At 62.8% G+C, this 14095-nt stretch carries 11 protein-coding genes; 7 read left to right on the forward strand and 4 right to left on the reverse strand.

The features are described from left to right. Positions 1-22: 22 nt before the first annotated feature. Both BM300_RS27935 and BM300_RS27940 read left to right on the forward strand, forming a co-directional pair. Positions 23-1741: a C13 family peptidase gene (locus tag BM300_RS27935; RefSeq protein ID WP_092349697.1), complete on the forward strand. Its 1719-nt coding sequence runs from the start codon at positions 23-25 to the stop codon at positions 1739-1741. Between the two features lie 27 nt (positions 1742-1768). After that, complete coding sequence (locus tag BM300_RS27940; RefSeq protein WP_003205912.1) at positions 1769-2410, forward strand: oxidoreductase; 642 nt, start codon at positions 1769-1771, stop codon at positions 2408-2410. Positions 2411-2612: 202 nt separating this feature from the next. On the opposite strand, the gene BM300_RS27945 is transcribed toward BM300_RS27940, so the two are convergent. The 4 genes from BM300_RS27945 to BM300_RS27960 form a co-directional block, all read right to left on the reverse strand. Continuing rightward, positions 2613-2897, reverse strand: coding sequence for a YceK/YidQ family lipoprotein (locus tag BM300_RS27945; RefSeq protein ID WP_092464547.1), 285 nt, complete (start codon positions 2895-2897; stop codon positions 2613-2615). Then, the gene (gene ubiX, locus BM300_RS27950; protein ID WP_063324218.1) at positions 2890-3537 is read right to left on the reverse strand and encodes a flavin prenyltransferase UbiX; all 648 of its coding nucleotides are present in this window, start codon (positions 3535-3537) and stop codon (positions 2890-2892) included. Before ubiX ends, BM300_RS27945 begins: the two co-directional genes overlap by 8 nt. Then, the gene (gene mpl, locus BM300_RS27955; RefSeq protein WP_063324217.1) at positions 3534-4883 is read right to left on the reverse strand and encodes a UDP-N-acetylmuramate:L-alanyl-gamma-D-glutamyl-meso-diaminopimelate ligase; all 1350 of its coding nucleotides are present in this window, start codon (positions 4881-4883) and stop codon (positions 3534-3536) included. Before mpl ends, ubiX begins: the two co-directional genes overlap by 4 nt. Positions 4884-5204: 321 nt before the next feature. Then, positions 5205-7112 (reverse strand): sigma-54-dependent Fis family transcriptional regulator, encoded by a 1908-nt coding sequence (locus BM300_RS27960; protein ID WP_092464549.1) that lies wholly within the window; start codon positions 7110-7112, stop codon positions 5205-5207. A gap of 491 nt (positions 7113-7603) precedes the next feature. On the opposite strand from BM300_RS27960, the gene BM300_RS27965 reads away from it, so the two are divergent. The 5 genes from BM300_RS27965 (at position 7604) to BM300_RS27985 (ending at position 13689) form a co-directional block, all read left to right on the forward strand. Further along, complete coding sequence (locus BM300_RS27965) at positions 7604-9124, forward strand: acetaldehyde dehydrogenase ExaC (protein WP_072345441.1); 1521 nt, start codon at positions 7604-7606, stop codon at positions 9122-9124. A 259-nt stretch (positions 9125-9383) separates the two neighbouring features. After that, on the forward strand, positions 9384-10754 hold the full coding sequence (gene eat, locus BM300_RS27970) for an ethanolamine permease (RefSeq protein ID WP_092464551.1): 1371 nt from the start codon (positions 9384-9386) through the stop codon (positions 10752-10754). A gap of 135 nt (positions 10755-10889) precedes the next feature. Further along, the gene (locus BM300_RS27975) at positions 10890-12284 is read left to right on the forward strand and encodes an ethanolamine ammonia-lyase subunit EutB (RefSeq protein WP_092464553.1); all 1395 of its coding nucleotides are present in this window, start codon (positions 10890-10892) and stop codon (positions 12282-12284) included. A gap of 11 nt (positions 12285-12295) precedes the next feature. Beyond that, the gene (gene eutC / locus BM300_RS27980) at positions 12296-13120 is read left to right on the forward strand and encodes an ethanolamine ammonia-lyase subunit EutC (RefSeq protein ID WP_092150517.1); all 825 of its coding nucleotides are present in this window, start codon (positions 12296-12298) and stop codon (positions 13118-13120) included. 107 nt (positions 13121-13227) lie between these two features. After that, positions 13228-13689 carry a GNAT family N-acetyltransferase gene (locus BM300_RS27985; protein ID WP_063324211.1) on the forward strand — a complete coding sequence of 154 codons (462 nt, stop codon included), beginning with the start codon at positions 13228-13230 and terminating at the stop codon, positions 13687-13689. Positions 13690-14095 lie beyond the last annotated feature (406 nt).

Here is a 14095-nt window from a genome sequence, read left to right on the forward strand (position 1 = left end):
GCCTGACGATCTGGATCCCGTTATGCGCTTATTCGTTCCCCTGACCCTATCCCTGCTGCTCACCGCCTGCGGCAACGGCGAATCGCCGCTGCCTCCCGACGCGCGCCTGCCCGACGGCGGACGCTATCGCGGCGACCTGGTGGACGGGCTGCTACAAGGCCAGGGACGCATCGATTACCCCAATGGCAGCTGGTACGCCGGGCAGTTCGACAAAGGCCAGTGGCACGGCACCGGGGAATGGCATGGCAGCAATGGCGAGGTCTATCGCGGCCAGTTCCAGCAGGGCCTGTTCCATGGCCAGGGCAGCCTGACCACACCGACCAGCAGCTACACCGGCGGCTTCAAGCTCGGGCGACGGGACGGTGAAGGGATGCTCAAGGAAAACGGCATGACCTACCGGGGCGAGTTCAAGGCCGACCGCTATTCCGGCCTCGGACGCCTGGAACTCGACGACGGCAGCCAGTACCAAGGCCCCTTCGCCAACGGTAAACCCAACGGTGAAGGCCAGCGCTTCGACGCCAGCGGCAACCAGTTCACCGGGCATTTTGTCGACGGGCAACTGCAGGGCAAGGGCACCTTCAACAGTGCCGATGGCGATGTCTACATCGGCGGCTTCAAGAACAACCAGCTCAACGGTCGCGGGCGCTACGAAAATGCCGACGGCGATGTCTGGATCGGCCAATTCAAGGATGGCGCGCTGACCGGCAAGGGCGAACTGATCGGCGCCGACGGCAGCCACTATCTCGGACAATTCAATGATTGGCGCTTTACCGGCGAGGGCCGCCTGAACCTGCCCGACGGCAGTTTTTACGTCGGCCAGTTCGAAAGCGACAGCTACCACGGGCGCGGCACCCTGGTGCTGACCGACGGCACCGTGCAAAGCGGCACCTGGGCCAACGGCCAACGGGTGCGCGACGCGGATGGCAGGCTGCTGCCGGATGTGCTCGAACTCGGCTTGCTGGCCCAAGGCCGCCTGCTGGACGATGCCCTCGCCAACATCCCGGCCTCGACCCCGGCGGTGGAGCTGTACAGCCTGACCCTGGGCGGCGACGGCAAGCAAAGCGTGTTCCTGCGCGAGTCCGACTATGTCGCCAACATGCTCGCCAGCCGTTTCGGCGCGTTCGGGCAGATCCGCCTGGTCAACCACCGCGATCACCTCGGCGACCGGCCCATGGCCAGCCGCGAAAGCCTGCGCCGCGCCGCTGCCACGCTGGCCGAACGCAGTGGTCCGGAAGACCTTATCTTCCTCTACCTGACCAGCCACGGCACCAGCGAACATGAACTGGTGCTCGACCAGCCGCGCATGGAACTGGCCGACCTGCCCGCCGATGAACTGGCCGTGGTGCTGGCGCCACTGAAGAACCGCGACAAGATCGTGGTGATCTCGGCCTGTTATTCCGGCGGCTTCATCCCGGCACTCAAGGATGAACGCACATTGATCATGACCGCCTCCCGGGCCGACCGAGTGTCCTTCGGCTGCTCCGAGGAAGCCAACTTCACCTATTTTGGCGATGCGCTGTTCGCGCAGGCATTGAACCAGACCGACGACCTGGAGCAGGCCTTCAAGCGCGCCAAGGCCACCGTTGCCGAACGCGAACAGGCCGACAACTTCGAAGCGTCCGAACCGCAGATGTGGGCGCCGAGGACGGTCCTTTCCCACTGGCAACTGCTGCGCAAACAGCAGGCACGTAAAGCATTGCAAAGTGCTGCATTGAACGACGAGGCCACAAAGAGCAACTAAGCTGAACCGTATCAAGGGGGAAACACTATGTACTTGACGCCTCAGCATGTTTTGCTCGCCGGTGCTACCGGGCTGACCGGGGAACACCTGTTGGACCGGCTGCTCAACGAACCGACCATCACTCGCGTATTGGCACCTTCACGCCGGCCACTGGCTGAACATCCACACTTGGAAAACCCGGTTGGGGAGCCGGCCCAGGTGCTGCCACAACTCAGTGGCCAGGTCGACATCGCCTTCTGCTGCCTCGGCACAACCATCAAGAAAGCCGGCTCTGAAGCCGCCTTCCGCGCGATAGACCTGGACCTGGTCGTGGCGTTTGCCAAACGCGCCCGGGAGTTGGGCGCACGGCACCTGGTGGTGATCAGCGCACTGGGGGCCGACGCCAAGTCATCGATCTTCTACAACCGGGTCAAAGGCGAAATGGAGGCAGCACTCAAGGCCCAGGGCTGGCCGCAACTGACCATTTGCCGGCCTTCCCTGCTACTGGGCGACCGGGTTGAACCGCGCCTGGCCGAGCAACTGGCCGGGCCCTTGTCGAAGCTGATTCCAGGCAAGTACCACGGCATCGAAGCCTGCCAACTGGCCCGGGCCATGTGGCGTCTGGCGCTGGAAGAGCAGGACGGGGTGCGGGTGGTGGAGTCGGATGAGTTGCGTAAGTTGGGGAAATAGGCATGTGGTGCCTGCCCGCAAAGGGCGTCCCACCGATCCAAAGCCAAGCGCTTATTGTGGCGAGGGAGCTTGCTCCCGCTGGGCTGCGAAGCGGCCCCAAGCTTCTGGGTTTGACTCAAATCCTAAGGCGACTGCTGCGCAGTCGAGCGGGAGCAAGCTCCCTCGCCACGGGTAAATCGGCTCATCACAGAGCACGCGTGCGCTACAACCCGCCAGTCGCCCGGAACCCCACGCCTATCGCCGTGAACAACGACAACGGCAACAACAAGGTATCGAGCAACGCACTGCCCGGCAGATCGACGCCAGGGTAACTCGGCGCCTCGGCGCCAAAGCGGTCCTTGGCGCAGCAGCCGCCGTTGAGGGCGTACAGATCCAAGCGCGTGCCGGCGTACACCACCGGCGCCCCAGGCTTGGCGGCGTCGAGGGTGCGGGCGGTGGCGCAGCCGGTCAGCTGCAGCGCCAGCAGCATGATCAGCAGCTTATTCATCGCTGCTCAAATGATGCTCGCCCCAGCGCGGCAACATGTCCTGGGGGATGTTCAGCAGATTGAGAATCCGCGCCACCACAAAATCGATCAGGTCATCGATGGTCTGCGGTTGGTGATAAAAACCCGGCGACGCCGGCAGGATGGTCACGCCCATGTTCGACAACTTGAGCATGTGCTCCAGGTGAATGCTCGAATACGGCGCTTCCCGCGGCACCAGGATCAACTGGCGGCGCTCCTTGAGCGTGACGTCCGCGGCCCGTTCGATCAGGTTGTTGCAGGCCCCGGTGGCAATCGCCGACAGCGTCCCGGTGGAACACGGCACCACCACCATGGCCGCCGGCGCCCCGGAGCCCGAGGCCACCGGCGACATCCAGTCTTCCTTGCCATACACGCGAATCTGCCCCGCCGCCGCACCGGTGTATTCGGTGAGGAAAGCCTGCATCATCTGGGTCTTGGACGGCAGGGTCACGTCGGTCTCGGTGGCCATCACCAGTTGCGCGGCCTTGGAGATGAGAAAGTGCACCTCGCGGTCTTCCCGCACCAGGCAATCGAGCAGGCGCAAGCCGTACTGGACACCGGAAGCACCGGTCATCGCCAAGGTGATGCGTTCCGGGCCACTGCCCTCCAAGTGAGTGTTCATTTCAGGGCCTCGGCCAGTTTGCCGTGCAGGCCGCCGAAGCCGCCATTGCTCATGATCACCACGTGGGTGCCGGGCTGGGCCTGGCTCTTCACGCGCTCGATGATGCCTTCCAGGGAATCACTGACAATCGACGGCACCGTACACAGCGCGGCGGTGGCGCCGAGGTCCCAGCCGAGGTTGGCCGGTGCATACCAGATCACCTGGTCGGCATCGACCACGCTTTCCGGCAGGCCATCACGGTGCGCGCCGAGCTTCATGGAGTTGGAACGCGGCTCGATGATCGCAATCAGTGGTGCATCGCCGATGCGCTTGCGCAAACCGTCGAGGGTGGTGGCGATGGCCGTTGGGTGGTGGGCGAAGTCGTCATAAATAGTGATGCCGTTGACCTCGGCGACTTTCTCCATCCGCCGCTTCACGCTCTTGAACGCGCTCAACGCAGCAATGCCCATGGACGGCACCACGCCGACATGGCGGGCCGCCGCCAGGGTGGCCAGGGCGTTGGCGACGTTGTGCTGGCCGGTCATGTCCCACTCGACCACGCCCTGGGACACGCCTTCGAACATCACTTCGAACTGCGAACCGTCGTCCTTGAGCAACTTCACCTGCCATTGCCCGCCCGCACCGGTGGTTTGCACCGGGGTCCAGCAGCCCATCTCGATCACCCGCTGCAACGCCGGCTCGGTGGTCGGGTGGATGACCAGGCCTTCGCTGGGGATGGTGCGCACCAAGTGATGGAACTGCCGCTCGATGGCCGGCAGATCGGGGAAGATGTCCGCATGATCGTACTCAAGGTTATTGAGGATCGCCGTGCGTGGACGGTAGTGGACGAATTTCGAGCGTTTATCGAAAAACGCGCTGTCGTACTCATCGGCCTCGATCACGAAGAACGGCGTGCCGCCCAGGCGCGCCGACACCGAGAAATTCTGCGGCACTCCGCCGATCAGGAAGCCCGGGCTCATGCCCGCGTGCTCCAGCACCCAGGCGAGCATGCTGCTGGTGGTGGTCTTGCCGTGGGTACCGGCCACGGCCAGGACCCAACGGCCCTGCAGCACGTGATCGGCCAGCCACTGCGGCCCGGACACGTACGGCAGGCCTTTGTTGAGCACGTACTCCACCGCTGGGTTACCCCGGGACATGGCGTTGCCGATGACCACCAGGTCTGGCGCCGGATCCAGCTGCGCCGGATCGTAGCCTTGGGTCAGCTCGATGCCCTGGGCTTCCAGCTGCGTGCTCATCGGCGGATAAACATTGGCGTCGGACCCGGTGACGTGATGGCCCAGCTCCTTGGCCAGGACCGCCATCGAACCCATGAAAGTGCCGCAAATACCGAGAATATGGATGTGCATAGTCGACCTCATAAACATGGCCGCAGGTTAGCGTAGGGAGGGGGAAATCGCACCTTGTGTTTCGACTTCACGCCGCTGAAGCACCGCAAATCACCTGTGGGAGCTTGCTCGCGATAGCGGTGGGTCAGCTTGCGGCGATGTTGAATGTGCCGCCGTCATCGCGAGCAAGCTCACTCCCACAGTTGAATGTACAACCCGGCTTTTGTGGCGAGGGAGCTTGCTCCCGCTGACTGCGCAGCAGTCCCCCCCCAAAAACAGGGCCGCTGCGCGCCCCAGCGGGAGCAAGCTCCCTCGCCACAACAGCGGTCAGCAGTCTGTACTTTATCGGGCGATGGCGTGTTTGCGCAGCTTCCGGTAGAGGGTGTTACGGCTGATGCCCAGTTGTTCGGCGGTGTGGGTCATGTGCCAGCGCTGGCGCTCCAGTGCTTCGATCAAGGCCAACCGCTCGGCATCGTCCAGCGGCCGCTCGGCCACCGCCTCGACCACCACCGTGGCCGGGCGCTGGCGGATCATCGCCGGCAAGTCTTCCAGGCCGATCCGCCCACCGTCGCACAGCGCGGCCAGGGTACGCAGCACATTACGCAGCTGCCGCACGTTGCCCGGCCAGTCGAACGCCAGCAACGCCTGGCGCGCCGGTTCGTCGATGGACACCGTCTCGGCCCCACTCTCTTCAGCCAACAGAAAATCCAGCAACTGCGACTTGTCACTGCGCTCGCGCAACGCCGGCAGCGGGATTTCCAGGCCGTTGAGGCGGTAGTACAGATCCTCGCGGAAACTGCCGTCCTGCACCCGATCCAGCAGCTGCCGGTGAGTGGCGCTGATGATGCGCACGTTCACCGCCTCGGGCTCACCGCCGATGGGCACCACCTGGCGATCTTCCAGCACCCGCAGCAAACGGGTCTGCAAGGCCAGGGGCATGTCGCCGATTTCATCGAGGAACAGCGTGCCGCCGTCGGCCTGTTGCAGCTTGCCGCGCATGCCTTCCTTGCGCGCACCGGTGAAGCTGCCGCCGCGATATCCGAATAGCTCGCTCTCGATCAGGCTTTCCGGGATGGCCGCGCAGTTGAGGGCGACGAAGTGCTTGCCGGCGCGCTGGCTGGCGTGGTGCACAGCCTTGGCAAACGCCTCCTTGCCGGAGCCGGTTTCGCCCTGGATCAGCAGCGGCACATCGCGCTCGAACACCCGCAGCGCCTTGCGAAAATGTTCCTGTAACGCCGCATCCCCCAGGCAGATGCCCGGCAGGCGGGCGGGCTCAATAATCTTGAGCGCTGGCGCAACCGGCACCGGCACACCGCGCGGCTGCCCGCGCAGCACCGCGAACAAATGCCGGCCGTCACGGGTGCGCAGCGGCCAACTCGCACTGGCATTTACACTCGCGCGGCCGAGTAATTCGTCCAACGAACAGTCGAAAAAGTCCTCCACCCGCTGGCCCAACAAGCTGCCGCGAATATGCCCCAACAGGTTCAGCGCACTCTGGTTGACGGCGCTGATCCGGCCTTCGCCGTCGAACGCCAGCAGCCCTTCGCTGAACAGCCCCACGGACTCGGCCTGCAGGTGGAAGCGCAGCAGCCATTGATTGTCGAAGCAACGCAGGAAATAGCAGCTCTCGATCATCTTCGCCGAGAGATTGACCAGGGCCATGGTGTGGAACTGGCTTTGGCGCGACACGTCCGGCCGGGCCGAAGACACGTCGAGCACCGCCAGCAGTTCGCCCTGGGGGTCGAAGACTGGGCTGGCCGAGCAGGTCAGGCCGGTGTGGCGGCCACGAAAATGTTCTTCCTGGTGGATGGTCAGGGCCTGGCGCTCCACCAAACAGGTGCCGATGCCGTTGGTGCCTTCGCAGGCTTCGCTCCAGTCGGCGCCGAGCCAGAGGCCGGCTCGCTCGAAAATCTTCCGTTCGCTGGGGGCGGTGACGCAGTTGAGGATCACGCCGCGAGCGTCGGTCAGCAGCACCGCGTGGCCAGCGCCAGAGAGTTGCTGGTGCAGGCTGGTCATTTCGGTGCCGGCGATGTGCAGCACCTGTTGCAGGCGTTCGCGGCTTTCCAGCACCCGGCCATGTTCGAGCACCGTCGGCGCCAGGTTCTGCGCCGGGTCGAGGTGATAATCCTCGAGGCAACGCAGCCAGGAACGGGCAATCGACGGATCGCTGCCAGGGCCCTGCAAATGGGCCTTGCCCTGGGTGACCGTCAGGACTTGCTGGGCATGGCGACTCAAGTGGTTGCTGTGCATTTCTTATTATTCTCCCCGAAGGACCTTTGGACCTGCCAACACATACCCCGTGGCGAGGGAGCTTGCTCCCGCTGGGCTGCGCAGCAGCCCCAAAACCTGAGTTTGCGGTGTATCAGGCTGACCGAGTTGGCTGCCTTGGGACCGCTTCGCGCTCCAGCGGGAGCAAGCTCCCTCGCCACAAAAGCTGTCCTGCCACAAAAATACAGTTGCCAGGGATTCCAGGATCGAAGCCCAGCATCCTCCAGCCCAACCCGCAATGCAATGCTGGCGCGACCTGTCAGTCACAGACTGTCTCGCATCTGGCACAAACTGTCACACCCGCTGTATCGCAAGCGTCACACACCCCCTCCGTTTGTCCGACCAACTCCTCCTAAAGTCTTGATTTACGGGCCCTGCAAGGCAATGGCCCAACCTTTGCTCTAGGCTTAATTACCGGCGCTCAATTTTGCGCGGCCCTCCCGTATAAGCACAAAAGCCAAGGAGAACTCATCATGCGTTACGCTCACCCCGGTACTGAAGGCGCTATCGTTTCGTTCAAGAGCAAATACGGTAACTACATCGGCGGCGAGTTCGTCGCGCCTGTCAAAGGTCAGTACTTCACCAATACTTCCCCGGTCAATGGCCAGCCCATTGCCGAATTCCCGCGCTCCACGGCCGAAGACATCGAAAAAGCCCTGGACGCCGCCCACGCCGCTGCCGATGCCTGGGGTGCCACGTCGGCCCAGGCGCGTTCGCTGGTCCTGCTGAAAATCGCCGACCGCATCGAGCAGAACCTCGAAGTGCTGGCGATCACCGAATCCTGGGACAACGGCAAGGCCGTGCGCGAAACCCTCAACGCCGACATCCCCCTGGCCGCCGACCACTTCCGCTACTTCGCCGGTTGCCTGCGGGCCCAGGAAGGCGCCGCCGCCGAGATCGACGGCAACACCGTGGCCTATCACATCCATGAACCCTTGGGCGTGGTTGGGCAGATCATCCCGTGGAACTTCCCGCTGCTGATGGCCGCCTGGAAACTCGCCCCGGCCCTGGCCGCCGGTAACTGCGTGGTACTCAAGCCGGCCGAGCAAACCCCTCTGGGCATCTGCGTGCTCATGGAACTGATCGGCGACCTGCTGCCGCCCGGTGTGCTGAACGTGGTGCAAGGCTTCGGCAAAGAAGCCGGTGAAGCCCTCGCCACCAGCAAGCGCATCGCCAAGATTGCCTTCACCGGTTCCACCCCGGTGGGCTCGCACATCATGAAATGCGCCGCCGAGAACATCATCCCGTCCACCGTGGAACTGGGCGGCAAGTCGCCGAACATCTTCTTCGAAGACATCATGCAGGCCGAGCCGAGCTTCATCGAGAAGGCCGCCGAAGGCCTGGTGCTGGCGTTCTTCAACCAGGGCGAAGTCTGCACCTGCCCATCCCGCGCCCTGGTGCAGGAATCGATCTACGACGAATTCATGCAAGTGGTGATGAAGAAAGTCCTGCAGATCAAACGCGGCGACCCGCTGGACACCGACACCATGGTCGGCGCCCAGGCGTCCGAGCAGCAATTTGACAAGATTCTTTCGTACCTGGAAATCGCCAAGGGCGAAGGCGCCGAACTGCTGACCGGCGGCAAAGTGGAAAAACTCGAGGGCAACCTGGCGACCGGGTATTACATCCAGCCGACCCTGCTCAAGGGCACCAACAAGATGCGCGTGTTCCAGGAAGAAATCTTCGGCCCAGTGGTGAGCATCACCACCTTCAAGGACGAAGCCGAAGCCCTGGCGATCGCCAACGACACCGAGTTCGGCCTCGGCGCCGGCCTGTGGACCCGCGACATCAACCGCGCCTACCGCATGGGCCGGGCGATCAAGGCCGGTCGCGTGTGGACCAACTGCTACCACCTGTACCCGGCGCACGCCGCGTTCGGTGGCTACAAGAAGTCCGGCGTGGGTCGTGAAACCCACAAGATGATGCTCGACCATTACCAGCAGACCAAGAACCTGCTGGTGAGCTACGACATCAATCCGTTGGGGTTCTTCTAAGCCCTTGGGGCAAGGCAGGCTCTCCTGCTTTGCCCCTTAGATAGCTATCGCGAGCAAGCTCGCTCCCACAGGGATCTGTGGATAACTCGTTTCCAGGGTTGGCAACAGATCCACTGTGGGAGCGAGCTTGCTCGCGATGGCGCCCTCACTGACAACATCAAATTACCGTCCCACCGCTCTGGCATGAGCCTTGCGTGCCCGCTCCACAGCAAACCCGAAAGTCCAACAGATCAAACAATAAAAAAGACAGAGAGGACTTATGACTTCTACCACTCAACTCAAACCCACACTCGGCACCCTGCATTTATGGGGCATCGCCGTCGGCCTGGTGATTTCCGGCGAGTACTTCGGCTGGAGCTACGGCTGGGGCACCGCAGGGACCCTCGGGTTTCTCGTCACCGCCCTCATGGTGGCGTTGATGTACACCTGCTTCATCTTCAGTTTCACCGAACTGACTACCGCTATTCCTCACGCCGGCGGGCCTTTTGCCTACAGCCGACGAGCCTTCGGCGAGAAAGGCGGGTTGATCGCCGGCATCGCCACCCTGATCGAGTTCGTCTTTGCGCCCCCGGCCATCGCCATGGCGATTGGCGCCTACCTCAATGTGCAATTCCCGGAACTGGACCCCAAGCTGGCGGCGGTCGGCGCGTACATCATCTTCATGACCCTGAACATCCTCGGCGTCAGCATCGCCGCCGCCTTCGAGCTGGTGGTCACCGTGCTGGCGGTCGCCGAATTGCTGGTGTTCATGGGCGTGGTCGCGCCGGGCTTCAGCTTCAGTAATTTCGTGCTCAACGGCTGGGCGGGCTCCAATGAGTTCAGCCTCGCCTCGATCCCGGGCATTTTCGCGGCGATCCCCTTCGCCATCTGGTTCTTCCTCGCCATCGAAGGCGCGGCCATGGCCGCCGAAGAAGCCAAGGACCCGAAACGCACGATCCCCCGCGCTTACGTCAGCGGCATCCTGACCCTGGTGTTCCTGGCCATCGGCGTGATGATCATGGCCGGCGGCGTGGGTGACTGGCGCACCCTGTCGAACATCAACGACCCGCTGCCCCAGGCCATGAAGGCCGTGGTCGGCAACGATTCAACGTGGATGCACATGCTGGTGTGGATCGGCCTGTTCGGCCTGGTGGCGAGTTTCCACGGAATCATCCTCGGCTATTCGCGGCAGTTCTTCGCCCTGGCCCGGGCCGGCTACCTGCCCCGTGGCCTGGCGAAACTGTCGCGTTTCCAGACCCCGCACCGGGCGATCCTGGCCGGCGGCGTGATCGGCATCGCGGCGATCTACAGCGATGGCCTGGTCAACCTGCAAGGCATGACGCTGACGGCGGCGATGATCACCATGTCGGTGTTCGGCGCCATCGTGATGTACATCATCAGCATGCTCAGCCTGTTCAGGCTGCGTAAGACCGAACCGAACCTGGAACGCACCTTCCGCGCCCCGGGCTACCCGATCGTGCCGGGCATTGCGCTGTTCCTGGCGGTGGTGTGCCTGGTGGCGATGGCGTGGTTCAACATGGTGATTGGCTTGGTGTTCCTCGGTTTCATGATTGTCGGCTACCTGTATTTCCAACTGACCGCCAAGCAACGCTCCGGTGCACCGGCGGACGCTATGCTCACAGGTATCTGAAAGTTGCACCGGCGCCGGGCTGAGGGTCCGGTGCTTGCCATTTAAAAGTGCACACCAACCCCCTGTGGGAGCAAGCTCCCACAGGGTTATGGGGTGTGTATTAAAGTTTTTTAGAGAATCAGGAGGACACCGCCCATGGCCGCATTCGCCCATTCCGTCGGCGCCCAGACCTATCGCTTCGACAGCCTCAAGGACCTGATGGCCAAGGCCAGCCCGGCGCGTTCCGGGGATTTCCTGGCCGAGGTCGCCGCGCTCAACGATGGCGAGCGGGTGGCCGCGCAAATGGCCCTGGCCGACCTGCCCCTCAGCCATTTCCTGCAGGAAATGCTGATTCCTTACGAGGTCGACGAAGTCACCCGGCTGATCGTCGACACCCACGATAAACAAGCCTTCGCCACCGTCAGCCACCTCACGGTTGGCGGCTTTCGCGATTGGCTGCTCAGCGACGCCGCCGACGAACAAAGCCTGCGGGCACTGGCCCCGGGCCTGACGCCGGAAATGGTCGCCGCCGTGTCGAAAATCATGCGCGTGCAGGATCTGGTACTGGTGGCGCAGAAAATCCGCGTGGTGACCAAATTCCGCGGCACCCTCGGCCTGCGCGGGCGCTTGTCCACGCGCCTGCAACCCAACCACCCTACCGATGAACCGGCCGGGATCGCTGCGAGCATCCTCGACGGCCTGCTCTACGGCAACGGCGACGCCATGATCGGCATCAACCCGGCCACCGACAGCACCGCCTCGATCTGCGCCATGCTGGAAATGCTCGACGCCATCATCCAGCGCTACGACATCCCCACCCAAGGCTGCGTGCTGACCCACGTCACCACCTCCATTGAAGCGGCCAACCGTGGCGTGCCCCTGGATCTGGTGTTCCAGTCCATCGCCGGCACCGAAGCGGCCAACGCCAGTTTCGGCATCAACCTCAACGTCTTGCAGGAAGGCTACGACGCCGGGCTCAGCCTGAATCGCGGCCCCCTCGGCAACAACCTGATGTATTTCGAAACCGGCCAGGGCAGCGCGCTGTCGGCCAACGCCCACCACGGCGTCGATCAACAGACCTGCGAGACGCGAGCCTACGCCGTGGCACGGCATTTCAAGCCGTTTTTGGTGAACACGGTTGTAGGATTCATCGGCCCCGAGTACCTGTACAACGGCAAACAGATCATCCGCGCCGGCCTCGAAGACCACTTCTGCGGCAAGCTGCTGGGCGTGCCGATGGGTTGCGACATCTGCTACACCAACCACGCCGAAGCCGACCAGGACGACATGGACACCCTGCTGACCCTGCTCGGCGTGGCCGGGATCAACTTCATCATGGGCATCCCCGGCTCCGACGACATCATGCTCAACTACCAGACCACCTCGTTCCACGACGCCCTCTACGCCCGCCAGACCCTGGGTCTGAAGCCTGCGCCGGAATTCGAAACTTGGCTGGCAAACATGGGCATCTTCACCCAGGCCGATGGCCGGGTGCGGTTCGGCGACAACCTGCCACCGGCGTTCCGTCACGCCCTCGCGCATTTGGGATGAGAGAACGGCCCATGGATAAAAAACCTGTCGACCCACAAAACCCTTGGCTGAACCTGCGCAACCTCACCCCGGCACGCATCGCCCTGGGCCGCACCGGCACCAGCCTGCCGACCCAGGCGCAACTGGACTTCCAATACGCCCACGCCCAGGCCCGCGATGCGGTGCACCTGGCGTTCGATCATCAGGGCATTCGCGCACAACTGACTGAGCGCGGCCGCGAAAGCCTGTTGCTCCACAGTGCGGCGGCTGACCGACATAGCTACTTGCAGCGCCCGGACCTGGGCCGACGACTCGACGAGTCCTCCGCAAAAATCCTGGAGGACTACGCAGCGGCTCATCCCGGCGGTGTGGACTTGGCTATCGTCGTGGCCGACGGCTTGTCGGCGCTGGCGGTGCATCGCCATACCTTGCCGTTCCTGGCGCGCCTGGAAGAACAGACCGCCGCTGACGGCTGGTCGGTGTCGCCCGTGATTTTGGTGGAACAAGGCCGCGTCGCGGTGGCCGATGAAGTGGCCGAGCGGCTCGGCGCGAAAATGTCGGTGATCCTCATCGGCGAACGCCCCGGCCTCAGTTCTCCCGACAGCCTGGGGCTGTATTTCACCTATGCCCCCAAGGTCGGCCTGACCGATGCCTATCGCAACTGCATCTCCAATGTCCGCCTCGAAGGCCTGAGCTACGGCATGGCGGCCCACCGCCTGATCTACCTGATGCGCGAAGCCTGCCGCCGACAACTCTCGGGGGTCAATCTGAAGGACGAAGCCCAGGTTCACACTCTAGAGTCGGAAAATACTGCCGATATGAAAGGTAACTTCCTACTCATGCCGCCCCGAAACTGATCCGTTTATCCGATTGCGTTTTTGATCCGCTTTCAGGCAGCATCAAAAGCACGGCAGCGCGAAGTTGTTGTCTGAATATCTGTCGACCTCTGCAGACGAGACCTACCATGCGGATTATCCAAGCGACCCTGGAACACCTGGACCTGCTGACCCCATTGTTCGTCAAATACCGGGAATTCTACGGCTCACTGCCCTACCCGGACTCGTCCCGAGCCTTCCTTGAAAAGCGCCTGCGCCGCAAGGAATCGGTGATCTACCTGGCCTTGCCCGATGACGACGACAACAAGCTGCTGGGCTTTTGCCAGCTCTACCCGAGCTTCTCATCGCTATCGCTCAAGCGCGTGTGGATCCTCAACGACATCTACGTCGCCGAAGACGCCCGCCGCCAACTGGTGGCCGACAACCTGATCCGCACCGCGAAAAAAATGGCCAAGGAAACCAATGCCGTGCGCATGCGTGTCTCCACCAGCAGCAACAACGAAGTGGCGCAGAAAACCTACGAATCGATCGGCTTCAAGGAAGACACCGAGTTCAAGAACTACGTATTGCCGATCAGCGAAAGCATCTGACCCTGTGGCTGAGTCCCCCTGTCACAACACCAAACCCTCTGTGGCGAGGGGATTCATCCCCGCTGGGCTGCGATATAGGTAGTCCGTTCCTTGCTCCCCCATACTGATACTCGCTGGAGTCCGGTTGTTGCGAGGAAGGAACATGCACCTGCGAGCTACGAATAGGGCTGCAACGCATCTCGATGATTACTGCTTCACCTTCGAGCCCAGCAGGTGCGCTTGCGCCCTCTAACGAACACTCAGGGAAAGCCGGGCACGGCTCTCTATATCGCCTTCGCTGGACGCAAGCATGCATGTTCCTGCATGTACTTTAGCGTCTGTGGAGGTGTGCAATGCAAACGCTCTTGTCTCAGAAATTCACTGCTTATATCGGAATTGATTGGGCCGATACCAAACATGACGTCTG

This window comes from Pseudomonas sp. NFACC46-3, assembly GCF_900114515.1.
Taxonomy (GTDB): domain Bacteria; phylum Pseudomonadota; class Gammaproteobacteria; order Pseudomonadales; family Pseudomonadaceae; genus Aquipseudomonas; species Aquipseudomonas fluorescens_Q.